General features: G+C 44.5%; 20 protein-coding genes. 9 read left to right on the top strand and 11 right to left on the bottom strand.

Translation table 11 applies throughout. The features are described 5' to 3' along the window. Window positions 1-397 precede the first annotated feature (397 nt). Window positions 398-646 carry a PA3496 family putative envelope integrity protein gene (locus tag DLE54_RS10470; RefSeq protein ID WP_011961394.1) on the bottom strand — a complete coding sequence of 83 codons (249 nt, stop codon included), beginning with the start codon at window positions 644-646 and terminating at the stop codon, window positions 398-400. A gap of 201 nt (window positions 647-847) precedes the next feature. Next, window positions 848-2,287 (bottom strand): hypothetical protein, encoded by a 1,440-nt coding sequence (locus DLE54_RS10475; protein ID WP_011961395.1) that lies wholly within the window; start codon window positions 2,285-2,287, stop codon window positions 848-850. A 99-nt stretch (window positions 2,288-2,386) separates the two neighbouring features. Here DLE54_RS10475 and serB point away from each other — a divergent pair, with 99 nt between their 5' ends. From serB to hemJ, 5 genes are all read left to right on the top strand, one after another. After that, window positions 2,387-3,694, top strand: coding sequence for a phosphoserine phosphatase SerB (gene serB / locus DLE54_RS10480; RefSeq protein ID WP_110817103.1), 1,308 nt, complete (start codon window positions 2,387-2,389; stop codon window positions 3,692-3,694). Between the two features lie 458 nt (window positions 3,695-4,152). Continuing rightward, window positions 4,153-4,596: an AciT family ciprofloxacin tolerance protein gene (aciT, locus tag DLE54_RS10490; protein ID WP_011961397.1), complete on the top strand. Its 444-nt coding sequence runs from the start codon at window positions 4,153-4,155 to the stop codon at window positions 4,594-4,596. 339 nt (window positions 4,597-4,935) lie between these two features. Next, on the top strand, window positions 4,936-5,442 hold the full coding sequence (locus tag DLE54_RS10495) for a hypothetical protein (protein ID WP_041773365.1): 507 nt from the start codon (window positions 4,936-4,938) through the stop codon (window positions 5,440-5,442). A gap of 265 nt (window positions 5,443-5,707) precedes the next feature. Continuing rightward, on the top strand, window positions 5,708-6,811 hold the full coding sequence (bioB, locus tag DLE54_RS10500) for a biotin synthase BioB (RefSeq protein ID WP_227535254.1): 1,104 nt from the start codon (window positions 5,708-5,710) through the stop codon (window positions 6,809-6,811). A gap of 34 nt (window positions 6,812-6,845) precedes the next feature. Continuing rightward, entirely contained in the window at window positions 6,846-7,280 is a 435-nt protein-coding gene (gene hemJ, locus DLE54_RS10505; RefSeq protein WP_110817106.1) for a protoporphyrinogen oxidase HemJ, read from the top strand. A 92-nt stretch (window positions 7,281-7,372) separates the two neighbouring features. Here the strand turns inward: hemJ and DLE54_RS10510 are convergent, their stop codons facing one another. From DLE54_RS10510 to DLE54_RS10530, 5 genes are all read right to left on the bottom strand, one after another. Then, entirely contained in the window at window positions 7,373-8,071 is a 699-nt protein-coding gene (locus DLE54_RS10510) for a hypothetical protein (protein ID WP_227535256.1), read from the bottom strand. 96 nt (window positions 8,072-8,167) lie between these two features. Beyond that, entirely contained in the window at window positions 8,168-8,656 is a 489-nt protein-coding gene (locus DLE54_RS10515) for a hypothetical protein (RefSeq protein ID WP_110817108.1), read from the bottom strand. 35 nt (window positions 8,657-8,691) lie between these two features. After that, a complete protein-coding gene (gene rph, locus DLE54_RS10520) occupies window positions 8,692-9,408 on the bottom strand; it encodes a ribonuclease PH (RefSeq protein WP_110817109.1) in 717 nt (238 codons plus the stop codon). A 238-nt stretch (window positions 9,409-9,646) separates the two neighbouring features. Further along, window positions 9,647-11,413 carry an AMP-binding protein gene (locus DLE54_RS10525; protein WP_227535258.1) on the bottom strand — a complete coding sequence of 589 codons (1,767 nt, stop codon included), beginning with the start codon at window positions 11,411-11,413 and terminating at the stop codon, window positions 9,647-9,649. A gap of 363 nt (window positions 11,414-11,776) precedes the next feature. After that, window positions 11,777-13,507: an AMP-binding protein gene (locus DLE54_RS10530; RefSeq protein ID WP_110817110.1), complete on the bottom strand. Its 1,731-nt coding sequence runs from the start codon at window positions 13,505-13,507 to the stop codon at window positions 11,777-11,779. A 571-nt stretch (window positions 13,508-14,078) separates the two neighbouring features. Between DLE54_RS10530 and parC the strand changes: the two genes are divergently transcribed. From parC to DLE54_RS10545, 3 genes are all read left to right on the top strand, one after another. After that, window positions 14,079-16,367 carry a DNA topoisomerase IV subunit A gene (parC, locus tag DLE54_RS10535; RefSeq protein ID WP_110817111.1) on the top strand — a complete coding sequence of 763 codons (2,289 nt, stop codon included), beginning with the start codon at window positions 14,079-14,081 and terminating at the stop codon, window positions 16,365-16,367. A gap of 53 nt (window positions 16,368-16,420) precedes the next feature. Beyond that, window positions 16,421-16,849 carry a lysozyme inhibitor LprI family protein gene (locus tag DLE54_RS10540; RefSeq protein WP_110817112.1) on the top strand — a complete coding sequence of 143 codons (429 nt, stop codon included), beginning with the start codon at window positions 16,421-16,423 and terminating at the stop codon, window positions 16,847-16,849. Between the two features lie 112 nt (window positions 16,850-16,961). Then, window positions 16,962-18,161 (top strand): L,D-transpeptidase family protein, encoded by a 1,200-nt coding sequence (locus DLE54_RS10545; RefSeq protein ID WP_110817113.1) that lies wholly within the window; start codon window positions 16,962-16,964, stop codon window positions 18,159-18,161. A gap of 150 nt (window positions 18,162-18,311) precedes the next feature. On the opposite strand, the gene DLE54_RS10550 is transcribed toward DLE54_RS10545, so the two are convergent. The 4 genes from DLE54_RS10550 to DLE54_RS10565 form a co-directional block, all read right to left on the bottom strand. Beyond that, on the bottom strand, window positions 18,312-18,929 hold the full coding sequence (locus tag DLE54_RS10550; protein ID WP_110817114.1) for a hemerythrin domain-containing protein: 618 nt from the start codon (window positions 18,927-18,929) through the stop codon (window positions 18,312-18,314). A gap of 359 nt (window positions 18,930-19,288) precedes the next feature. Continuing rightward, window positions 19,289-20,005 carry a hypothetical protein gene (locus DLE54_RS10555; protein WP_110817115.1) on the bottom strand — a complete coding sequence of 239 codons (717 nt, stop codon included), beginning with the start codon at window positions 20,003-20,005 and terminating at the stop codon, window positions 19,289-19,291. Window positions 20,006-20,076: 71 nt separating this feature from the next. Beyond that, on the bottom strand, window positions 20,077-21,411 hold the full coding sequence (locus DLE54_RS10560; RefSeq protein ID WP_110817116.1) for an FUSC family protein: 1,335 nt from the start codon (window positions 21,409-21,411) through the stop codon (window positions 20,077-20,079). 157 nt (window positions 21,412-21,568) lie between these two features. Continuing rightward, window positions 21,569-22,129 carry a DUF421 domain-containing protein gene (locus DLE54_RS10565; RefSeq protein ID WP_110817117.1) on the bottom strand — a complete coding sequence of 187 codons (561 nt, stop codon included), beginning with the start codon at window positions 22,127-22,129 and terminating at the stop codon, window positions 21,569-21,571. Between the two features lie 267 nt (window positions 22,130-22,396). On the opposite strand from DLE54_RS10565, the gene DLE54_RS10570 reads away from it, so the two are divergent. Then, window positions 22,397-22,552 (top strand): DUF1328 domain-containing protein, encoded by a 156-nt coding sequence (locus tag DLE54_RS10570; protein WP_011961414.1) that lies wholly within the window; start codon window positions 22,397-22,399, stop codon window positions 22,550-22,552. The last annotated feature ends 91 nt before the right edge of the window (window positions 22,553-22,643 follow it).

Raw genomic sequence — 22,643 nt, forward strand, 5'->3', positions numbered from 1 at the left:
TAACTTGGCATTTGCTATATTAGTATTTGGGCTATGTTTTAGGTAATCTTACCGCTAAACAGCTTGATATGCTATCTAGACTAAGCTCAGTATTGGCTGCCGCTGCTTATCAAGCCATATATCCTCATATAAACAGCAGCAAGCACTGATGAGTCCGCTAAGCCATCACTTAGCATAGACTAAAAGAAATCATTGAGAGATGCTAACTAGAAACGGTGGTGAGGATGAGGGGTAATCGCTTTTGAATGAGCCGCTATTGAGACAGCAATAACAATCTACCTGCGACACTATGACTTGCATGAAGTGATTTACTTGAAGCGACTGAGTTAACATGTCGACCTAAGTAATTACCTTGCAGGGGGTAACAAATGCGGCTAGCACAGGCTAACCGCAGCCATTACTCATCATCCAAGTCGTCGTCGAAATCATCGTCATCTAAATCATCATCGAAGTCATCGAAATCGTCATCGAAGCCATCTTTTAGTTCACGTTCTAGACGCTTTTCTTCTAGCATATTATCGATAAGACGGCGTTTTTCTAGGCTGGTTAATCGCGCAGCTTCGGCTTCGGCCTCATCTACCTTTTTGGCATCATCGTCATCTTCGAAATTATCATCATCGAAATCATCAAGATCATTATCACTCATGTCTTTATCCTCTTATCTTAATGGTCTGATTTGACCGATTGGGTTTGATTGGTCGGATATCAGTTAATTAACACTCAGCCGTCCCAATTCGCAGACAGTTATCAGGCTCATATTAGCCTGTTATTAATTAACCTATGCCGGTTATTGTAAAAACGCTAGTTTAATTAAGTTAGGCTATTTAGTTAATAGGTAATAGCACATTTAATTTAGCGCAGAGAGCAATACTGCATTACGCACTTCGATCAAGCGCTGCATCATAGAATCGCTCACTCCTTGCAGTGACGCGCAGTCTCGCTCATATACTGTGGTTGGGTTTTTTAGGTTATCTAATTGGATATAACCGCGTAGCTGCTTGATACCTTCGACCGGTAATAACGCAAAAATATCACTGGCTTTGGCTTTATTGTACAGTAGCTGCTCAAGCTTATCTGCGGTCGCCTCATCACTCACCCCAACCATCACCTCAGATGCAAAGCGCTGTAGTTCACGATGCTTAATATAAGTGACTTGATTCAGCATGACGTAAGCTTTGGCCAACATCATCGCTGCTAAAGCAGGACGGCTATGACTGGTACTGCCTACAAACTCTACCACTGCGCCATGTTCATTAAATACCGGCTTATTGTGCAGCTCAATACCAAACAAAATAGGCTGCTTTAGCATCTCATCAATGGTGCGGTGCAGCAGCTGGGTACATAGGGCAAAATAAGGCTCTGACTTTTCATAAGCTAAGGTCGTTAATAGCTTATTGGGGTCATAAAAGCGAATTTGAACACTGGCCACTTCAAAAGCTCTATTGGCCACCAAGGCCTTTTTATTGTCAGCACTGTTCTCTATTTTGCTTGGCATGCCCGCCTGCAAACTGTCACCCTCAGCATCGGCTGCTGCATTATCATCTATTTTGGCTAAAATGTCTTGTCCTGAAGCTGATGAATTATCCGCTTGTGACAAATTATTTGCATTATCCGCGACACTGCCCTCAGCACCATCTTCTTGCTTAGACTGAATGTAGTTATTTAGCGCCTGATGAATGCTTAATCCATCTTTTGGCGCTTCATCACCTAAAGCTGCGCTTTGACTGCGACTGCTGCGCCCGCTCTGAGATTTTTGGGTGATTAGATAGTCTTGTACGTCGCGACTGAGCGCAGCCAACTGCTCGCGCGTAGGACGTGCGATATAGCCATACAATAACCAAATCAGCAGATGGGTAATGAGTGATCCTAAGATAAAGATCCACTGTGACGCAATAATCTCCCCATAACTGGTATCACGCAGCGTCATTTCCACTTTACCAATGACAGTGTCGCTCATAATCACTTTGCGACTGATGGTCTCACCCTCTAGAAGTTGGGCCTGACCGGTTTGTAATATTACCTCATCATCGATGTCTTTTACTGTTAAGCTGGCAACGTTATTTTCACTGGTGTATCGACCAGTTAAGACACTCAAGCTAACCTTGTCTTTACTCAGTAAAGGCAGTTTAACTTCGTCAATAAGTTGCACCAGCATTCGTTGTCCTGTTTGCATTTTCAGCTCATCAAGCTGTTGGTCGGTGCTAATAAGCATCAATGTGGTATGAATCAAGAAGCTGATGAGAATAATTATGGCAAACAAGCCTTGCCGTGGCGCTAAATAGGTCATGTTATGCTAAACTTTTGTTAATAGGTAGGGGGTGCCCCATTTTTGAGCACGCTCTATTATTCCTAATCTTGCTTACGCTTACAAGGGGCTTAGCTCGCCATGACAAAAAATACTACAACTAATCATCAAAATAACCCAAATTCAGCAACTTCAGAGGCAGCCGCGACCCCCCTAAATGCCACGGCTAACTTTGCCCGCTTCGGCTCAGGCATGACCGCCCATCTAAAAGCATGGATAACTGCCTTACAAAAAGCTAACGACTTGCTGCCAAGCAATTTGCGTTTTGATGACGTAGATTTTGAACAAGGCGCCAATGACCAAGGCAAAATCTCACTCAGCCTTATCGAGCAGCTGGAGGACTTGCCAGTTTTTGCATTATCTGTGGTGGTACAAAAGCAGGCCTTACGCTCATCAGACGGCAGTGAGTTGGATAAAAAAAGCGACTTTGAAGCCCACATCGCTGAGTGGGCGCAGCAAAACCCTTTGTGGCAAATTATTAGAGTGGTGCGCAGTACCGATGAGCTACAAGACCACTCAGGCAGTGACCGCTTAACCTCAGTACTCACTTACCGCTATATCTTAATGCCGAGTGACACTACCATCATGCAGCCCGGCAAAAAATCTGCTGCAGCCCGTCTACTTGATGAGGGTATCACCGCCCATCTGCGTCAGTTTATCAATACCTTACCCATCACCAGTGACTTAGGCGGAGATGCGGCCATTGACTGTCATATTGTGTCACTAGCCAAGATGCTACGCCCGCACCGAGTGGCCGTATTTGATATGGACTCAACCTTAATTGAGCAAGAGGTCATTGTTGAGCTGGCCAAACACGCCAATATTGGTGATCAAGTCAGCGAAATTACTGAATCGGCCATGCGCGGTGAGATTGATTTTGACACCTCATTTACTGAGCGTGTAGCGCTACTTGAGGGCTTATCGACCCATGCTTTAGATGACATTCAGCAGCAGCTTACCTTATCTGCTGGTGCCCGCACTTTGCTTGCCACCTTAAAATCCTTGGGCTATTACACGGTGCTTGTCTCCGGTGGCTTTACTTATTTTGCGCAGCGTATTGCCCAAGAGCTGGGTATCGATGAGGTGTATGCCAATGAGCTGGATATCGAAGATGGTGCAGTGACTGGCAATGTACAGCTGCCCATCGTCAATGGCGAGCGCAAAGCGCTGATCGTAGAGCAGGTCGCCAAGCGCATGCAGTTGCCTTTATCTCAGGTTATCTGTGTCGGTGATGGTGCCAATGACTTACCTATGATGGCCATTGCCGACTTAGGGGTGGCGTATCATGCCAAGCCCATCGTACGCGCCCGCGCCGATGCGGCCATCAATGCCACTGGACTTGAGGGTGTGCTCTACGTGCTCGGTTACGCCGCTCAAGACTTGTTATAAGTCTATATTATAGTCATGATTATAGTCATGATTATAGTTATGGTTATCGTCATGTGTGATAAATAACCGGCAACATACACCAAAAGTTTATACCTTAAAAAAACCGGACCCTAGCTACTTTATTGTGGCGCTAGCGTCTGGTTTTTTTATTTGCTTTTTTTATCAAAATAAGGTTACCGCTTTGTTTCTGTCAAAAATCCACAGCGGCACTTTTGGGCACCAAGTTTTTACAAAAAATATTTTTTTAGCCGATTTTATGCACCTTAGATATGCTCTAGGCTTAGCGATGCTGTCAAATTTTTAGCAAAATTAAACGACAGTCATTGTCGTAAGTTCTATAGATATTCTTTGTATTTTAATAAAACATGGGCATAATAACTATCAACCAATCGCAACATTCGACTCACAACACACCGCTTTCGTGTTGTATCTGTTGACCGTTCATGAGGCAAATAAACATGGCAACTCTTACCATTATGGCAACCAGTCAACCTGGGCTTTATGGCACTTTATCCTGGTCTTCTTTAGGCTATATGCTTTTGACTATAGGCGTATTAGCTACTTTATTATCAGGCCGCCGCTACTTAATGGGCTATATGGCCGCAGGCATGGGCTACTGGCTGGTCATTGAAGTGCTGCAATCTATCGTGGTGACTGTCACATCTATGAGCAGTGGTTATGGTTACTTAAGCGCTTTTATTCTCAGCATTGTTTTGATGGCAAGCTTCCTTGCTTATCGTTACAAAAAACAAAGCGTTACTATGGCGCAAAAAACTGGGGTAGAGACATTAGACCGCCGTGGTCGTCCTGTGGCCACCCTTGCTAAATCTGGTATCGCTCAAGACAAATATATTGAACACACACCTATTTATAATAACTACAAACCACGTTTTCGTAATTAAAACTTATTAATCAAATATTTAGTAATCATAACCTTATCTATTTAAGCCCCACCGTTTGATGGGGCTTAGTTATTGTAGCGGCTGTCAGCGTAGAGCACGGGGCACAGTCGCTATAAGGTGTTACTTAGCTTTGCAAAAAAGCTCACAATTGGCAATACTAAATCACAAGGATATGTTCTAAAATGCCTGTATGTTATTCGCTTAACTTATCATTTGATTGAGTGTTTGATCGAGCGATTATTTGATCAACTTACAGCTTAGCTTATCTATTGCTTAATGGCTTGCCCAATCCTTAATGTGTTGTTAGCTTTCACTCACTGGAAAATTTTGGACCTTATTATGTTTACTCTTCCTATCCTAAATATCAAAGCCAACCCTTTAGATGCCCTACTGGCCGCTGTTGGCTATCGTCTGGCTATGCTGGCCAAAAGTGATGATCCTAACATTGCTAAAATCCTAAATGACCGCAAAGTAAGCATTGAGCTTGGCAGTAAAGCGGACGGCGTGGCTCGCTATTATGTTTTTGATAATGGCAGTTTTAACCAGTATTCAGGTAGCGCCAATAACCCAAGCTTACGTATTGATTTTAAAGACTCAATGACTGGCGTAAAACTATTAACAGGTGGCAATGTGGCAGCATTTATGACCGCCATTCAAGACAAAGAATTGGTTATGGAAGGTGATTACAGCCTACTTATGTGGTTTAACCAATTGGCCAAACACATCGTGCCAGAGATTCCTGCAGAGGTAAAACCTTTATTAGAAAAGGCGCGTCCTTTGGCCGAAAAAGCGCAAGGTGTTGCCTCACAGCTTATCGGTATGGCAAAACATAAACTGTCTAAATAACTAAAGGGGTCTAAAGCTTAGATGGCTAGACTCTAAAATGCCTTCTAAATAGATAACTTTTTAGTTTTTAGATAGTTACTGCCGTCAATAACCCCTTCTATCTTAAACCGCCCAAGCTTCTTGTCATAAGCTTGGGCGTTTTTTATGGGTGCTATCGACGCTTAAACGGTTAAGCGTTTTGTATTTTTTTATCTTGCTAATAAAATGTTACAATTAGGCTAATTTTTTATATTTGACCCTACCCCAGTTAACAAAGGAATGTTTTATGAGCTTTTTGGCCACCTTAAAAGAACCAGGCACCAGCGTTTGCTTAAAAAATGAGCCGGCTCAAAGCCTGAGCCTACATGACCATGCCCCCTCTACGGCTGCTATTAGCCGCGAATATATCGCCAATCTTTTTGATATGCCGTTTATGGATCTGCTGCTAAAAGCTCAAAGTGTGCACCGTCAGCACTTCACTGCCAATGCCGTACAAATCAGTACCCTGTTGTCGATTAAGACCGGCAACTGTCCTGAGGACTGTGGCTATTGCTCTCAATCTGGCCACCACCGAGATACTACGGGGCTACAGGCCGAAAAACGTCTTGAGATTGATAAAGTCATCGCCGCCGCTAAGCGAGCTAAGGCTTCGGGCTCTTCACGCTTTTGCATGGGTGCAGCATGGAAGCATCCGAGTGCCAAAGATATGCCTTATGTTGCTGAGCTGATTAAAGAGGTTAAGGCTTTAGGACTTGAGACTTGCATGACGTTAGGTATGCTCACCGCTGAGCAGTCAGAGCAACTGGCTGAAGCTGGACTTGATTATTACAACCATAACCTAGATACCTCTCGGCGCTATTATGATGAGGTGGTGAGTACACGCAGCTATGATGAGCGCTTGCAAACCATCGACCACGTACGCAAGTCAGGTATCAATGTCTGTAGTGGCAGTATTGTGGGCATGGGTGAGAGCCGTGAAGACCGTATTGATTGGGTGCTTGAGCTGGCCAGTATGCCGCTACCCCCAGAGTCTATTCCAGTCAACTTATTGGTGCCCATTCAAGGCACGCCTCTTGGCGATAAGGTGCTTAGTGAAGGCCAGCTGCCGGTGCTAGAGTGGATTCGCACCATCGCGGTGACTCGTATTTGTTGTCCCAGCAGTTATGTACGGCTATCGGCAGGACGTGAGAGTCTGTCTGATGCTGAGCAGGCTCTAGCCTTCATGGCAGGGGCTAACTCGTTTTTTTATGGCGATAAACTGCTCACCACCGGCAATGCCAGTCAATCTAATGATGATAGAATGATGCAGATGCTTGGACTTATCCCTGAAGCACCTAAGCCGAAGCTTACTGTGATTGATGCGCTAAGTGGTCATCAAAGTCAGCTATAATAGGGGTATCAACCCTTAACTGAGTAATGTGATTATGCCTGAGTATTTTAATTGGATAAAAGCGGCGCACGTCATCTCTATGGTCTGCTGGTTTGCGGCTATTTTCTATTTGCCACGGCTGTTTGTATACCATGCGATGAGTGAAGATAAGGTGAGTCAAGAGCGCTTTGCAATTATGGAGCGTAAGCTATATCGCGGTATCATGACCCCATCTATGATAGCCACCTGGGTATTTGGTCTATGGATGCTTAGCTTGGGGTGGGAGGTGTATAAAGCCCAAGGTTGGCTACATGTGAAGCTACTACTGGTGGTGCTGTTGTCAGGCTATCATGGCATGTGCGGGGCTTACCGAAAAAAGCTTATCGACAATCCTCAGTACAAAACCCATGTGTTCTGGCGCTGGTTTAACGAAATCCCTGTGTTTGTGTTGATCGCTGTGGTGGTGCTGGTTATCGTCAAACCCTTTTAAAATATTAAGATAAAAAATAAACCCAGAGTCTCACCCTCTGGGTTTATTTTTTTTGGCGTAATATACGACTCGGTGAGCGCTTAGCTTAAGTGTCATAAGCTAGGACGAATCACATTATAAGTATGCGACACATCATACACTTTATAGCGGGCCGGCTCATTGCGCCGCTCTCCGGCATAACTTAATATCAGTGCTTGATTGTTAGCACGGTTGAGCCAGCCTACAAATAAGCCGCTGTGCTCGACATCATTATAGCTGTGATTGATATAATACAGCCAATCGCCCGGCTGAATCTGATTGGTATCGATAAAGGGGCCAACCTGATACGCTCCCTTAAACACCGTTTCACGTGCCACGCCGGCTCGATTAAAGGCCGCATTTAGATAGTCCCAGCACGAGCCTTTAATAATCTCCTTATTATCAAGCGCCATCTGTCGTGCCACTTGCAATACTTGCTTGCTGGCAGGTGCCGCCACTTGTTCAGCGCGGTACAGGGTTTCTATATAATCGCTATCAATATTAGGCGCTGCGGCGTAATTTTGATAGAAGCTTGGATGCGTGGTATTTAAATAGGCGGTGCTTAATGGGGCTTGTACGGCAGGGGCTTGCGCATAGCTTTGGTTTTTTGTGCGGATTAAATCTGCCAAGTCATCGGCATGTAGCATAGGGCTTGCCAGCAGTGCCAGCCACAAAGCTGAGCGCACCCAAGGCTTGGACTTAAGATGATAACGCTGATGGGATAAAGTCTTAAAGGCGCAACGGTTATTCATGTTCAAAGTGGACACATCCATGTGACCCTCCTTAACAAATAAGCTAATTTCAAATAAGGCAGCCATGTCACTGCCTTAACATACCGCTTAAAATATAAACCAGTTAACGCCCTAAACTCAAGAAGATTGCATCTTAATATTGGCATTGCGCTTACCAAGGCTTTGGCCTTGCAATATGGCCTGCATCACTTCAGCCTCTTTTTGACTGTCGAAGCCTGAAATCTGATAACGCACACTGCCTTTATCATCACAGATGATCAGCTGAGTACCTGTAACACTAATACTATTGTCGGGTTGCACCGTCACTTGTTGGGTCTTACCCAGCAGATTGTGTACGAAGCCGCCTGAATACACCTTTAAGATACCAGAGCAAATGTGGCTATTATCGATTTTTTGCTTATGACGCATCTTATTAAACAAAAAGCTTCCCACAATCAAAACGGCTAGGGCTCCAATGGCCAAGCGCTCAGGCAGCAAGCTCATTGCCATGGCCACACCCACAGCGCCGATTAATAATGCCACCCCAAACCAAAACAGCCCATCTGTACCGCCTTGGGCTTTACCCGATAGCGTAATATTAGCGCCATTTTCAGTCACTTGTAGCATAATTAACCCATAAAAGTTAGCAGTTTATAACAGGCTTACCAGCCCAGCGCAGTTTGTTGTAGTTTTACCAAGTCAGCAATGCCTTTTTCGGCCATGGCCAGCATTTTGTCGGCTTCTGCACGGGTAAATGGCTTCTCTTCAGCTGTGCCTTGGATTTCGATAAATTCACCCTTTTGGGTCATTACCACATTCAAGTCAGTATCACAGCGGGAGTCTTCTTCATAGTTCAAATCCAGTAATACCTCACCGTTTTTGACACCGACAGAGACCGCTGCCACTAAGCCAATTAGCGGATCGGCTTTGAGTTTTTTCTTTTGCTGCAGCACCTCTAGCGCATCAATAAGGGCGATGGCTGCCCCAGTAATACTAGCGGTACGGGTGCCACCGTCGGCTTGCAGCACATCACAATCTAGATAGATGGTATTCTCGCCAAGCTTGGTTAAATCCACCATAGCTCGTAGGCTACGTCCAATAAGACGTTGAATCTCTTGGGTGCGGCCAGATTGCTTACCACGCGCCGCTTCACGTTGGTTGCGGGTATTGGTGGCTCGAGGTAGCATGCCGTATTCTGCGGTGACCCAGCCTTGGCCCTTTCCTTTTAACCAACGTGGCACACCGGCCTCCACACTGGCGGTGCACAAAACTTTGGTGTCACCAAAGCAGACCAGTACAGAGCCTTCAGCATGTTTGGTGTAATTACGCTCAAAAGTCACTGTGCGCAGTTGGTCAAGCTCGCGGTTATCTATACGCATTGCTACGGGGTATCCTTTATTTATCATTCATAGTAAAAATTGGGTATAAAAATCAGGCCACAATCGAAAAAAACCTTCAATTTCGCCTTCATCGTAATTTTATGACCCTGCAATAGCAAGGCCAATGCAGGGTCTTAAGCAAGAGTTATCGGACGGCAGAGCTGTCCGTCATAAGTGCTTATTTTAGCAGTTATCTGGCTATTTATAAGCAGCATATGTAAACAACCTGCCAATCTGATTATTCTAAGCCTTCGATCTTACGCAGCTCTTTACGCAGGATTTTGCCCACGTTTGACTTTGGTAGCTCATCCACAAACTGCACATGACGCGGGCGCTTATAACCAGTTAACTGCTTTCTACCGAAGTCTAGCAGCTCTTTTTCGGTGACACTGGCACCTTTTTTCTTGACCACGAAGATTTTGGGATCCTCACCACGCTCATCATTAGGAATACCAATGGCACCTACTTCCAATACAGCAGGATGCTGCGCCATGGCCTCCTCAATCTCATTAGGATATACGTTAAAACCTGACACCAAAATCATGTCTTTTTTACGATCAACGATTTTGATAAAGCCTTTTTCATCTAAGATACCGATATCGCCTGTTTTGAAGTAGCCATTTTCGGTGAAAGCCTCTTTGGTTTCTTCAGGACGATTTTGATAGCCAACCATCACTTGTGGGCCCTTCACACAAATCTCACCGCGCTCACCAATCGGCATGACCTGACCGTTATCATCGATTAAGATAATATCGGTATCGGGGGCAGGCACCCCAATTTTGGCGGTGAATTCAGAGATGTTCATAGGGTTAAAGCTGACCACAGGTGAGGTCTCAGACAAGCCATAACCTTCTACGATAGGCAGACCAGTGGCTTCATGCCAAGCTTTTGCGACGCTGGGTAGAACAGACATGCCACCGCCAATGGAGGCTTTTAGGTTTGAAAAATCCAAATCTTTGAACTTCTCATGATGCACCAAGCCATTGAATAAAGTATTGACAGAGGGGATAAAGGCCGGCTTATACTTATCAATCTCTTTAATCAGGCCATCTAAGTCGCGTGGATTTGGAATAAGTAGGCCGGTATAGCCTTTATACATGGTATACATACCGCACACCATAAAAGAGAACACGTGATATAAAGGCAGCGCTGTGAGGATAACTTCAGTGCCATTTGAGTCGCCAAAAGCGGCGTCCATTACCGCATTGATCTGTAGCATATTGGCAATTAAATTACCGTGCGTTAGCATAGCGCCTTTGGCTACCCCTGTGGTGCCACCCGTATATTGCAGCAAAGCCACATGACTTAAGTCTAACATAGGACGCTGATATTCATGAGCGGAAACCGACTCTAAGGCGTGCTTATAAGACACACTACCGGGCAATGAATAACTGGGTACCATTTTTTTGATATGGCGAACGACCGTGTTGACCACAAAGCCTTTTACCAGCCCCAACATGTCACCCATACTACAGATCACCACATGCTCTACACTGCCTTTGTCTGTTACATCTTCAAAGGTCTTGGCAAAGTTTTCTACGATAAAAATCGCTTTAGCACCACTGTCATTGATTTGATGTTCAAGCTCATGACTGGTATACAGTGGGTTCACATTGACCAAGATCATACCTGCACGCAATACGCCTAAAGCTACCACAGGATACTGCAATACGTTGGGCATCATTGCTGCCACTTTATCGCCCACTTTTAGGCCCAGTGACTGCAGATAAGCGGCTATCTGACGGCTTTTGGTATCCAGCTCACGATACGTGATCGAGCCACCCATACAGATATAAGCATCGCGATTACCAAAACGGGCGAAGTTACGTTCAAATACTTCTAATAAAGAGGTGTCATCAGCGGGGCGTTCGATTTGTGAAGTAATGCCATAGCGCTCATAAGATTCAAACCAAGGACGGTCACTGGGGATATCAGGATAAGTAGGATAGGTTCCGTGAAGATCACTTAGCTGAGTGTTCTGGGTAGAATTTGAAGCTGCTGTCATGGCATTACCTGTAATATGAAGGGTTGGTTAATTTTATATAAATTTTAGTTGGTTTTAGAGAGTAAAGTTATGATCAAGATTTTAGCAAATTAACTTTTTAGACACCGTTGTTTGGTGATGTCGTTTAAATAATTTTACTAAAATAAACGTTTGTGTCTTACGGATTACCGTGGTATTCAAGCGACCTCTGTATTTTAGGCCTGTACTGCCTATCATACGGGCAATAAGGCTATTTTTTACTGATTTTTTAGACAAAAAAAGGATACGATTAATGCTCGTATCCCTTCCTTGTGAACTTTTTAATTGTACTCGTTAACCAATCAAACTTAAAGCATAAGATTGACACAGCGTGTATAGTTAATATTAAGCTTTACTTTTCGCCGCTTCCATTTCACGCAAATCTTTACGTAAGATTTTACCCACGTTCGATTTAGGCAACTCATCAACGAACTCAACAATGCGAGGACGCTTATAGCCAGTTAGGTTTTCTTTGGCGTAATCAAGTACCTCTTGCTCAGTTAAACTGTCATCGCTACGTACTACGAAAATTTTGGGCTCTTCACCACTCTTATCACTGTGCACACCAATCACACCGCACTCTAAGATTTTTGGATGGCCACTCATCACATCTTCAACCTCGTTAGGATAAACGTTGAAGCCTGATACAATAATCATGTCTTTTTTGCGATCAACAATCTTAAAGTAACCGTCTTCATCCATCACCCCGATATCACCGGTACGGAAATAACCGTCCTCAGTCATAACCTCAGCAGTGGCATCTTCACGTTTCCAGTAGCCTTTCATTACCTGTGGGCCACGCACACAAATCTCGCCGCGCTCACCGATAGCCACTTCATTACCTTCATCATCAATAATGGCCATATCCGTTCCAGGAAATGGGACACCGATGTTACCTGGGAACTCATCTAATCCCAGTGGGTTGGCTGAGGCCACAGGTGAGGTTTCTGACAGACCGTAACCTTGCACAATGACGTTACCTGTACCCGCTTTCCACTTAGCTGCCGTGTCTTTTAGCACCGCCATACCGCCGCCCATAGACATCTCAAGCTTGCTATGGTCAAGAACACGGAAGTGCTCACTGTTAATCAAACCGTTAAATAAAGTGTTCACCGCAGGGAAGAAAGCAGGTGGATAGTCTTTGTAAGCTTTAATTAAGCTTTTGCCATCACGGGGGTTTGGTACCAATGAGCCAATGCAGCCTTTATATAAGCCATACATGCCGCATACGGTGAATGAAAAGATATGATATAGCGGCAATGCGGTCATAATAACCGGTTGCTCATTTCTTTCGATGAATTTATCAAAAGCATTACCAATATAAGTATCGGCCTGTAGCAAGTTGGCCACTAAGTTGCCATGGGTAAGCATAGCGCCTTTGGCCACACCTGTGGTCCCACCGGTGTACTGTAATACCGCCACATCATCTAAGCCAATATTGGTTGGGCGTTTGTATTTTTTGGCAGCGCCTACTTTAAGCACTTTTTTAAAGCTTACACTGCCAGGAATGTTATAATCTGGCACCATTTTTTTAACGTAGCGTACTACAGAGTTAACGATAAAGCCTTTGACAGGGCTCATCAAGTCGCCCATTGAGGTCACCACCACCTGATCGACCATCTTTTTGCCAATGTCTTCATAAGTCTTGGCAAAGTTTTCTAACAAAAACAAGACCTTGGTCTCAGAGTCAGATAACTGGTGCTCAAGCTCATGGGCGGTATATAAAGGGTTTACGTTAACTAAAATATAGCCTGCACGTATAATACCAAGTACCGTTAACGGCATTTGTAAGATGTTGGGCATCATCACGGCGACTTTATCGCCTTTTTGTAGGCCAAGTGACTGCAGATAGGCGGCGACTTGGCGACTATAGCGCTCTAAATCATTATAAGACAGCTCTTGATTCATGCATACAAAAGCGGTACGGCCTTCATGCTCAACGAAGCTGTGCTCAAGAATATCGATTAAAGAGGTGTTGGCGGCGGGCATTTCAAAGTCGTATTGCATACCTAGTTTTTCATAGGTTTTTAGCCAAGGTCTATCATTACGACGAAAATGACTTTGTTGATTTTCCATAATCTATAAAACTCCAAAAGTTGTGCTAAATAAGGCAGATAAGGCCGAAATTTATTGTTCAATAACAGATAAATAACTATAACGCTGATTGTTAAATCTAAAATACACTATTTAGTTGGCTTATGACAACAACATTGTGCATTAATGGCTGCAAAATAAGGAACTGACTGTTCACAAATAATAACAGAGACGCTTACGTCATCAGTTGACGTTTAGTGCTTAAAGTGCCTTTTTTATTGGGATAATATGCTTTACGATAGGCTTACTTTATAATTTTAATCATTCATGATTGCTCTTTTTTAACCTGTTAGCACCTAAAAGATGATTAAATAAGCTTTTTTATAGGGCTTAATAATCTGTTTTTTATGCCAAGGTTATTCGCCTGTAGACGCTACTAGGCTACGTACCAACATTTAATTTAAAAATATTAATTTAACAATCGTAAAGTACTCAGTGAATAAAATTGACCGCATAGGCAACCTTAAACTTAAAGGTTTAATGTCTATAATCGAAACCATGACCCCCTTTGTTCTTAAAAACTTTTATATGAAATAAGGCAGAAGCTTTTATTATGTCTGATATTACAACTCCCGCGTCTGTAATTCCAAACGAAGCGATGGATACCCGCTCTGTGGCTGAATTCACCGAGCAAGCTTATCTTAACTACGCCATGTACGTGATTATGGATCGTGCGCTGCCACACATCGCTGATGGTCTAAAGCCGGTGCAACGCCGTATTATCTACGCCATGAGCGAGCTTGGACTTAAGTCTACGACCAAACCCAAAAAATCTGCACGTACAGTTGGTGATGTGTTGGGTAAATACCATCCTCATGGTGACACTGCCTGTTATGAAGCCATGGTATTGATGGCTCAGCCGTTTAGTTATCGCTATCCACTGATCAGCGGTCAAGGCAACTGGGGTAGTCCAGATGACCCAAAATCCTTTGCTGCGATGCGTTATACCGAGGCCAAAATGTCAGCCTATGCCAACACCTTATTGGCTGAGCTGGGGCAAGGCACAGTCGACTGGCAGGACAACTTCGACGGTTCGATGCAAGAGCCGGTCACCTTACCTGCCCGCTTGCCCAACATCTTATTAAATGGCACCACAGGTATCGCTGTGGGTATGGCAACGGATATCCCGCCGCACAACTTAAATGAAGTGGTGCGTGCCGCCATTCGGCTGCTAAAAAACCCAGATTTATCGGTCAAGCAATTAACCCAGTCTATTCCTGCCCCCGACCTGCCCACTGCTGCTGAGATCATCACCTCTAAAAAAGACTTGCAGGCGATGTATGAAACAGGGCGCGGTAGCTATAAGATGCGCGCGGTTTATCATGTCGATCAACAAGAGAAAAATCTGGTCATTATCGATGCCTTGCCGTATCAAGTTTCAGGCAATAAAGTACAAGAACAAATTGCCAAGCTTATGATGGATAAGAAGCTGCCATGGGTGGTGGATATCCATGACGAATCAGACCACGAAAACGCTTGCCGTATTGTGCTTGAGCTGCGCTCTACTCGTGTCGATGTGGCGCGCGTGATGAGCCATTTATTTGCCAGTACTGACCTTGAGAGCAGCTACCGGGTCAATATGAACATGATTGGCTTAAATGGTAAACCGCAGGTCAAAAACCTCAAAGAAGTGCTAGAGGAGTGGCTGATCAGCCGCCGCCAAGTGGTTACTCGCCGGGTACAATTTAGATTGGATAAAATTGACAAGCGCTTACACATTTTAGCCGGTCTACTTATCGCCTATCTTAATATCGATGAGGTGATTCGCATCATTCGTGAAGAAGACGACCCCAAACAAGAGCTAATGGGCAAATATGACCTCAGTGACATCCAAGCCAATGCCATTTTAGACATTCGTCTACGTCAATTAGCACGCTTAGAGGAGATTGAACTTCGCTCTGAAAAAGACGCATTAGAGGCTGAGCGTGCCACGCTACAAGAGCTATTAGATAATCCTGAGAGCTTAACTCAGCTTATGATTGAAGAGCTTGAAGCGGATATGAAAGAGCATGGCAATGATCGCATGTCCTCTGTGGTTGAGCGTGAGGAGGCCACCGCATTAAAAGAGTCTGACTTGGTGCCAAGCGAGCCGATTACCGCCGTATTGTCTAAAGCAGGTTGGATTCGTGCTGCCAAAGGTCACGACGTTGATGCTAAAGGCATGAGCTACCGCTCAGGTGACAGTTATCAAGCGCATGTGCACAGCAAATCCAATGAGAAGATTTATATCATGGACAGTACCGGTCGCAGCTATAGTATAGAGGCGCATACCCTAGCCTCGGCGCGAGGTCAAGGTGACCCACTCACCAGCGTGTTAAAACCGCCTGCCGGTGCCAGCTTCGAGCAGCTGTTGGCCGGTGCTGATGATCAGCGCATTATCCTTGCCAGCTCACAAGGCTATGGCTTTATTAATACCCTAGGCAATCTTGAGACCAATCAAAAAGCGGGTAAAAATGTCATTAACTTTGATGCCGATGCTAAGCTGTTAACGGTTGCAACCATTGATAGAACAGACTCAGAGACGCCAGATGACGCACAGGCGTTAACTCAAAACCAAATCGCTGTGGTGACGTCAGCGGGCTATTTGCTTATCTTTGGGGTCGATGAACTGCCCGAGCAGCAGCGTGGCAAAGGCAATAAGCTGATTAACCTAAAGGCAGGCGAGGAAGTATTGGCCGTGATTGCTTTAAACAGCCATGACAGCTTAACCATCACCGCCGGCAAACGCCATGTGACACTAAAACCGATGGACTTGGCCAATTACACCAGCAAACGTGGCAACCGTGGCGGTCAATTACCGCGTGGTTTTCAGAATGTGACCCAAATCGAAGTGACTCAATAGCCTGTGACAGCAGCTATTTTATAAGGACATACCCCCTAACTAAGGACACAACCATGGTTTTTCAGACTTTATTTAACCGGGCATTTAGCGCTCACAGCGCATTAGCCGCTACGCCATTAATGCTAGTGACGCTGCTGGCCAGCACCCATGCTATGGCCTCAGAGGAGTACTGTAACGGCAAGTATGATCAGGCCTCAATGAATCAGTGTGCTCAAGCGGACTATAAAGACGAGGATACTAAGCTTAATAGCGCCTATAAAACGTTAAGAAGTCTGCTTAATACTGAAGAAAAAGACCAACTAAAGCAAGTACAGCTGGCTTGGATTAGTTATAGAGACAAGGTTTGTGACTTCGAGAACAGAAACGAAAAAGGCGGCAGTATCTATCCTTTACTGACCTCTAGCTGCTTAAAAAAGCACACTGAAGTCCGGCGCAAACAGATAGAAGGTGAGATTAACTGGATTCAAGAGACGCAGCACTGAGTCCAACTCAGAGGCGGCCTCTTATAAGCTTAAACCATTGGCGACCTAATGTGACCATGGTATAACCAAGATTGGCTTGGATTTAACTTTAATAAAAAAAGAGAGTCTACCTATGTGGTTTATTTCCTCTACGCCTTTGGCAACTGATGCGCCCATCAAGGCGATGTCTCCTATCAAGCTGCTCAGCTATACCATGCTGGGCTTATTCAGCTTAAGCGGCTGCTCTTCTTCTGACGGGAGTAACGCTCAGCTAGACCAAGGCATAGAGGCCGTGACTGAGTTTTTTGAATCGGCATCTGCAAACAGTAGCAGTGACTCTGAGTTGGAAATAGCCACTAAGACCGAGCCAGAAGCTGAGCCTGCCAAGCAGTTGCAGCCGAATACCAGTCAGCAATTCATTGGCGATACGCCCTCTCAATTGCGCTTAGCCAAAGCCTTTGCGGAGCTGCCTTATAGCGTGGATAATCTGCCTGAAAAAGCTCAGAAAGTGAATGCTGCCCAGTGGACAGAAGATGCCATTTTAGATGAAAACTTAATCCTGAAAATACAAGCCTTGCTAAATTACAATCATCACTCAGTGGGCGCCGTCGATGGCCGCTTTGGTGAGAATGTGATTAAAGCACTAAAAGTATTTCAAGAAAAACATGCCATGAAGCCCACCGGCCAATTAGACCCTGAAACTTGGGCCAAGCTCACCGAAGACCCAGCGCTTATGTCTCAACCGGTGTTGGTTAACTATACCCTCACCCCTGAGGATGTCACTTTAATCAAAAACCCTAAAGGTCAACAGTTTACGACTGTCACCGAAGCGGTTGCAGAGAAGTTTCATATGAGCCAAGGTCTACTTTGGCGACTCAACCCAGACACGCCACTTGAAGCAGGCAACACCATTGTGGTGTACAACCCGTATCAGCCTAATGAGCAAGAGGTGCACCGAGTGGTGGCCGTCAAAGCCAAAAACCTACTCTATGCTTATAATGACAAAGACGAGCTGGTCGCAAGCTATCCCACCACTATGGGCAGCGTCTATAAGCCCTCTCCGGATGGGGATTATAAGGTGCTGAGTCGCATCAAAGATCCAAGCTATAATAAAGACTTTAAAAACCCAAATACGGTCTTGCCACCCGGACCTAACAACCCTGTTGGCCGAGTGTGGATTGGTATTAATAAACGCAGCTACGGTATTCATGGCTCGCCCAATCCTGAGAAAATCAGCCGTCAAAACTCTTCTGGCTGTGTCCGTCTCACCAACTGGGATGCCTTAGGCTTATATGGCACCATTGAAGAGGGTGCTAAAGTTGAGTTTTTATAACGTACACATAGCCATTAACCTTAAGTTTTAAACCTCTGTATCGTGTAAAAAGCCTGACCCTCAATTTGAGCGTCAGGCTTGTTGGTGGCAACTGATTTTATCAGATAGACCTTATGCTAAGATTGAATGGGCTTAGTTTGGTGCAGATCACTACCCCCAGCGCAGCCCCAAGATAGGAATAACTAAATCTTCCTCATCGGTTAAATGCTGCGATAGAAAGTCGGTGCCGGTGATGAGATTCTGATGCAGACGATCAGCCAGCGCCTTATCTTCTATATTGGCTTTGGCAAGCTCATCATTAAGCCCTTGTAGCTCATCGAGTAACGCATTGAGCTTCACATGATCTTTTTCTAGAATCTCAAATCCAGCTTTTAGCTGCGGATAAGAGCTGACAAAATCTGGGAAAAACCCATGGTCTTCTACGCTATGATGCTGATGTAATTTGAGCACATGGATACCAATACGCTGCAGAATCTGCGAGCGGTAATTTTCCCAATTTAGCGCCCCCATCAAATACTCTTCACTAAGCTGACGCAAAATGCGCTGGCGCTTACGAATGTTGGTGTGCACATTGAGCCAGCCGGAAGTTTTGTACGCATAGTCAGAGGAATACCACTGATTTGACGGCAGTTTCTCATATAAAAACAGCCAATCTGACTGTAAACGGCTTTCAGGATGTCGCGGCTTCACTTCCACTTTAGCATTATCGTCCGTACTGCCAACCGTCGCTTGCGGTTGACCTGCTATCTGTGAGTTATTGATGCCCATGATAACCCTCTTGTTTTGTAGAAAAAAAATATAGTAAAGACTTATGGTCTATAATTAGTAAATTATACTAAACCAAAATTAAACAATGTTTAGTGTTAATGTAAGGACTTGTTTTTCATAATCAACCCTTCATTTGCGTATCTACAGTCATCTCTAGCTATCAAGTAAACAATAGCTGCTTTTACTCATTTTACATAAGCTCACTTCTGACTCACGTTTGGCACAAAACATATATCAAATAAGATTAAACATTAAGGGCTTAAGGACAAGATTCGTCAGAAAACAGCCCCATTTAGTAGGTTAAATAAAAAACCCCTCACTACTTAAGTAATGAGGGGTTTTATCGGTTATCGGCAGGACTAATCTGGAGAGGATTCTATCTGATTCCAGACCTGTAAGAATGTCTGTTCAAGCTGAGCCCGCATTCCAAGCGTAAGCTTAGTACATAAATGACGCAAACCATGTACCGGAATCCCCGCCACCTCGGTATAAGCGTAGTAAGATTCCATTTTACCCATTAGCGGTAATTGCTTAATGGTGATTTCTTGACCGTCACCATACTGCGCCAAAAATCTATCAAAGGCACGCCAGCCCATACAAATGATGTGCTTTGGCTCAATGCGGTCGATATCAAGCTGAGTTAATGCGTGATGCTCTCTCTGCATCTCCTCTGGCAGCTCGGCCAGTTGGGCTTGTAACACGGACTCTTTAGGCGCTGCAAAGTACGACACAAAGCTGGTCTCAGCACAGTAATTTAAACGATCACTTTCACCTAAGCAAATCACATCAATAATACGCTGGGCATAACGGCTACCTCGGGCCGCATCGGCTATATACTTACAAGGCACCGCCTTAAAATCTTGAACCACAGCTTGGGCTCGGCGCGCCTCAATATCGCCCCAGTCTTCTCGGTTACTGTGGCCTGGATTAATGCTAACGAATAACAGATCAGGGCGCTGTATCTGACCACTAATAAAGTTACCGGTATAACACAGCGGGTCATTGCCCAACACCACATTGGCCCGTGCCACAAACTCATTTATACGCCGCTGTTTGTCCTCAAAATAACCCATCATCGCTTATAGTCCTTATGCCCTTGATCATACCCAACCATCACACCTAAAAAGGCCATGCAAACAACTGCCCCTTACACATCCAAATCACTCTCACCCCCATGGGCATGTATACGGCGCTGCTCTTGGCGCTGATAGCGTAGGCCCGATCCTTTATACCACTGGGCTTGAGTATGTTGTAGTAAATCACTCAAGCTTTGCAATTGACCTTGCAAGGTTTGGGTTAACCAAAAATAGCCCTGCCATTCAAAAGGTAGGGTCTGCACACTCGGATAATCTGAAACCTGAATGCGGGTAATGGGCCGAAACACCTCATCACTGGGGCTTCTTAATACCGCGGCTATATGACGCATAGCTTGGGTTAATTCTCGGTGATAATGATCAACTAAAATCCGATTTTCCTCATCAATAGGACTGTGAGCAAGCTTAGGCGCGGCACTCAATAGCAGGTCAATGGTACCAATAATATTGCGATGGGTACGCTGAATCATATCCAAATCTTGGATGTCTATGCCAGACTCCTTGGCCGTTGCCGCAATATGGGCTCTGACTCGCAATAGCCGCTTATTAATCTCTTTAAACTGCTCTACCATGTCTTTATTAACGTAAGTGGTCGAGGCAGTATTGGTAACACCATCAATAGCTGTCACTGTCGTGGCTCCCAAGTCTAACTGCACATGTTGGGTATCTATATTGGCCACTTCAGCAGAGCTGGGATGATGTTTATTCAGCTCCTTATCGGCCATCTTATCTTCTTCGATATCCGCTTCTGCAAAACGCTGATCTAAGCTTGGATCTGAGATATAGGCCTCTACCCCATCATACATATTCGCGCAGGCTTCTAGATTATTGGCCAATAAAAAGCGCCACATTAACGTCGACTTTAACGGCAAAATTAACGTGGCCACCACCGCAAATAGGGTACCAATTAATACGTTAAACGCTCGAGCAATCCCATCAGGACCAATGCTGTTATGGCTTGAGATAACCATACACATGGTGATCCCCGTTAAAAGGCCAATGTAGCCTAGCTGCTTGATAGAGTAATAACCGATGATCCCACTAATGAGCCCGACCAACACATAATACAGCCAAGCGATGCCAAGATACCCTTGTACGTGGTGATTAATCCACAGCAGGCCTAAACCCACAACAATACCTAACAACGTACCGAGGATACGTTCTTTGGCTTTGGTATAAATCGCACCTTGATATTGCAGTAACCCTAAGATGACGAACACAGTGATGGTGGCCCACTCTGAATGTGGGAGTTGTGTGACCTTACTGAATATTAATGAGGAAACCACCGCCACACCCAATCTAATGGAGTGCAATAAATCAGCATGCAAATAGCGAGCATAGGGCTCAAATAGAGGGGCGCTCAGGCGAGACTTTAAAGAGTAGTTCATGAGTAAAGATCGTTTTTAAAGGGCCATTAAAAAAAGTAACCATAACAAGTCGCGTAAACATGCCGGTTGTTATTTGGATAATATGTAGAGATTTGGATAATATTTAAGGATTATTAGGGCATTGTCAGTGACTGAACTACCTATTATCACTAATACCTTAGTTATGAGACCCCGAGGGTGTAAAAAGCACCTCACAGTCTCTGATATCATCGAATAAGTCTGGATCTGGGGCGACATCATTTTGTTTGATCACGCTCATATCACCGGTGGTTTCCATCACCACCGCAAATACTTCTGACTTAGATTTTAGTCCATTTTTGCGCAGCACTTCTTGAATATCGCTTTTGGCCAAATTGGCACTTTTAATATTATCCCAGTGGTATTCCCCGTGGGCCATCAGTACCAATGGCTCATTATCAATCAAATCTTTTAGTGGTTTAACATTACGGCGCAGCATAGAGACCAAGGCTTGCAAAACAAACAGCATTGCCATCGCGACTAAGCCTTGCATTAAAGAGGGTGACTTCGACAAAACGGTGGACGCCAAAATACTACCTACGCCCACGGTCATCGCAAAGTCATGGCTAGATATCTTAGCAAAGCTGCGCAGCCCCATAAGCCGCGTAAACAGCATCAGACCAAAATAAATCCCCACCGCAGACAGCGCAATACCTAGCACTTGTGTTAAGTCTATCGAAAACCACTTTGACTCATCCATAATGCCCTCTTAGTTTCAGTGTGTTGTGTTGGTTTATGTGGAGGTAGCTCAATACTGTAAATAAGCGCAGGTATATATTTCTTTGCTACAACATAACAATAGCACACTCAATGTATAACAATAACTTACGCTATGGTTTTTTTTCTAAGCTATTATAAATCATGCTTTAGAGTTAATTAAAAGCATCGAAAAAATGCAGCAAATCAAAAAACTTAAATTTAACTCTAACAAGTTATATATACAATTACAATTTACAAGGAGTGTCTTATGTTTAGATGGGCTATCATATTTGCGGTAATCGCTTTATTGGCAAGTTTATTAGGTTTTGGCGGTGTGGCAGGCTTAAGCCAGAACTTCGCTTATATCTTCTTAGTCGTAGCGGTTATCTTATTCATCATTGGCTTTATTTCACGTAGAACTTAATAGCTCAATTAACAATGATTGATTAATGAGTTAGATACTTACCCTTGATGGGATCATAAGCTTAATAAAAAAACACCTTCATTTGAGGTGT

Origin of the sequence: Psychrobacter sp. YP14 (assembly GCF_003209315.1) — a bacterium.
Classification (GTDB): domain Bacteria; phylum Pseudomonadota; class Gammaproteobacteria; order Pseudomonadales; family Moraxellaceae; genus Psychrobacter; species Psychrobacter raelei.

Coding starts and splice junctions, on each gene's coding strand:
- DLE54_RS10510 (WP_227535256.1), bottom strand. CDS start 8,071: ATGGATGTGTCCACTTTGAACATGAATAACCGTTGCGCCTTTAAGACT.
- DLE54_RS10540 (WP_110817112.1), top strand. CDS start 16,421: ATGGTTTTTCAGACTTTATTTAACCGGGCATTTAGCGCTCACAGCGCA.
- DLE54_RS10565 (WP_110817117.1), bottom strand. CDS start 22,129: ATGGATGAGTCAAAGTGGTTTTCGATAGACTTAACACAAGTGCTAGGT.
- DLE54_RS10550 (WP_110817114.1), bottom strand. CDS start 18,929: ATGGGCATCAATAACTCACAGATAGCAGGTCAACCGCAAGCGACGGTT.
- DLE54_RS10475 (WP_011961395.1), bottom strand. CDS start 2,287: ATGACCTATTTAGCGCCACGGCAAGGCTTGTTTGCCATAATTATTCTC.
- serB (WP_110817103.1), top strand. CDS start 2,387: ATGACAAAAAATACTACAACTAATCATCAAAATAACCCAAATTCAGCA.
- DLE54_RS10570 (WP_011961414.1), top strand. CDS start 22,397: ATGTTTAGATGGGCTATCATATTTGCGGTAATCGCTTTATTGGCAAGT.
- DLE54_RS10545 (WP_110817113.1), top strand. CDS start 16,962: ATGTGGTTTATTTCCTCTACGCCTTTGGCAACTGATGCGCCCATCAAG.
- DLE54_RS10525 (WP_227535258.1), bottom strand. CDS start 11,413: ATGACAGCAGCTTCAAATTCTACCCAGAACACTCAGCTAAGTGATCTT.
- DLE54_RS10555 (WP_110817115.1), bottom strand. CDS start 20,005: ATGATGGGTTATTTTGAGGACAAACAGCGGCGTATAAATGAGTTTGTG.
- aciT (WP_011961397.1), top strand. CDS start 4,153: ATGGCAACTCTTACCATTATGGCAACCAGTCAACCTGGGCTTTATGGC.
- bioB (WP_227535254.1), top strand. CDS start 5,708: ATGAGCTTTTTGGCCACCTTAAAAGAACCAGGCACCAGCGTTTGCTTA.
- hemJ (WP_110817106.1), top strand. CDS start 6,846: ATGCCTGAGTATTTTAATTGGATAAAAGCGGCGCACGTCATCTCTATG.
- DLE54_RS10530 (WP_110817110.1), bottom strand. CDS start 13,507: ATGGAAAATCAACAAAGTCATTTTCGTCGTAATGATAGACCTTGGCTA.
- DLE54_RS10470 (WP_011961394.1), bottom strand. CDS start 646: ATGAGTGATAATGATCTTGATGATTTCGATGATGATAATTTCGAAGAT.
- DLE54_RS10495 (WP_041773365.1), top strand. CDS start 4,936: ATGTTTACTCTTCCTATCCTAAATATCAAAGCCAACCCTTTAGATGCC.
- rph (WP_110817109.1), bottom strand. CDS start 9,408: ATGCGTATAGATAACCGCGAGCTTGACCAACTGCGCACAGTGACTTTT.
- parC (WP_110817111.1), top strand. CDS start 14,079: ATGTCTGATATTACAACTCCCGCGTCTGTAATTCCAAACGAAGCGATG.
- DLE54_RS10515 (WP_110817108.1), bottom strand. CDS start 8,656: ATGCTACAAGTGACTGAAAATGGCGCTAATATTACGCTATCGGGTAAA.
- DLE54_RS10560 (WP_110817116.1), bottom strand. CDS start 21,411: ATGAACTACTCTTTAAAGTCTCGCCTGAGCGCCCCTCTATTTGAGCCC.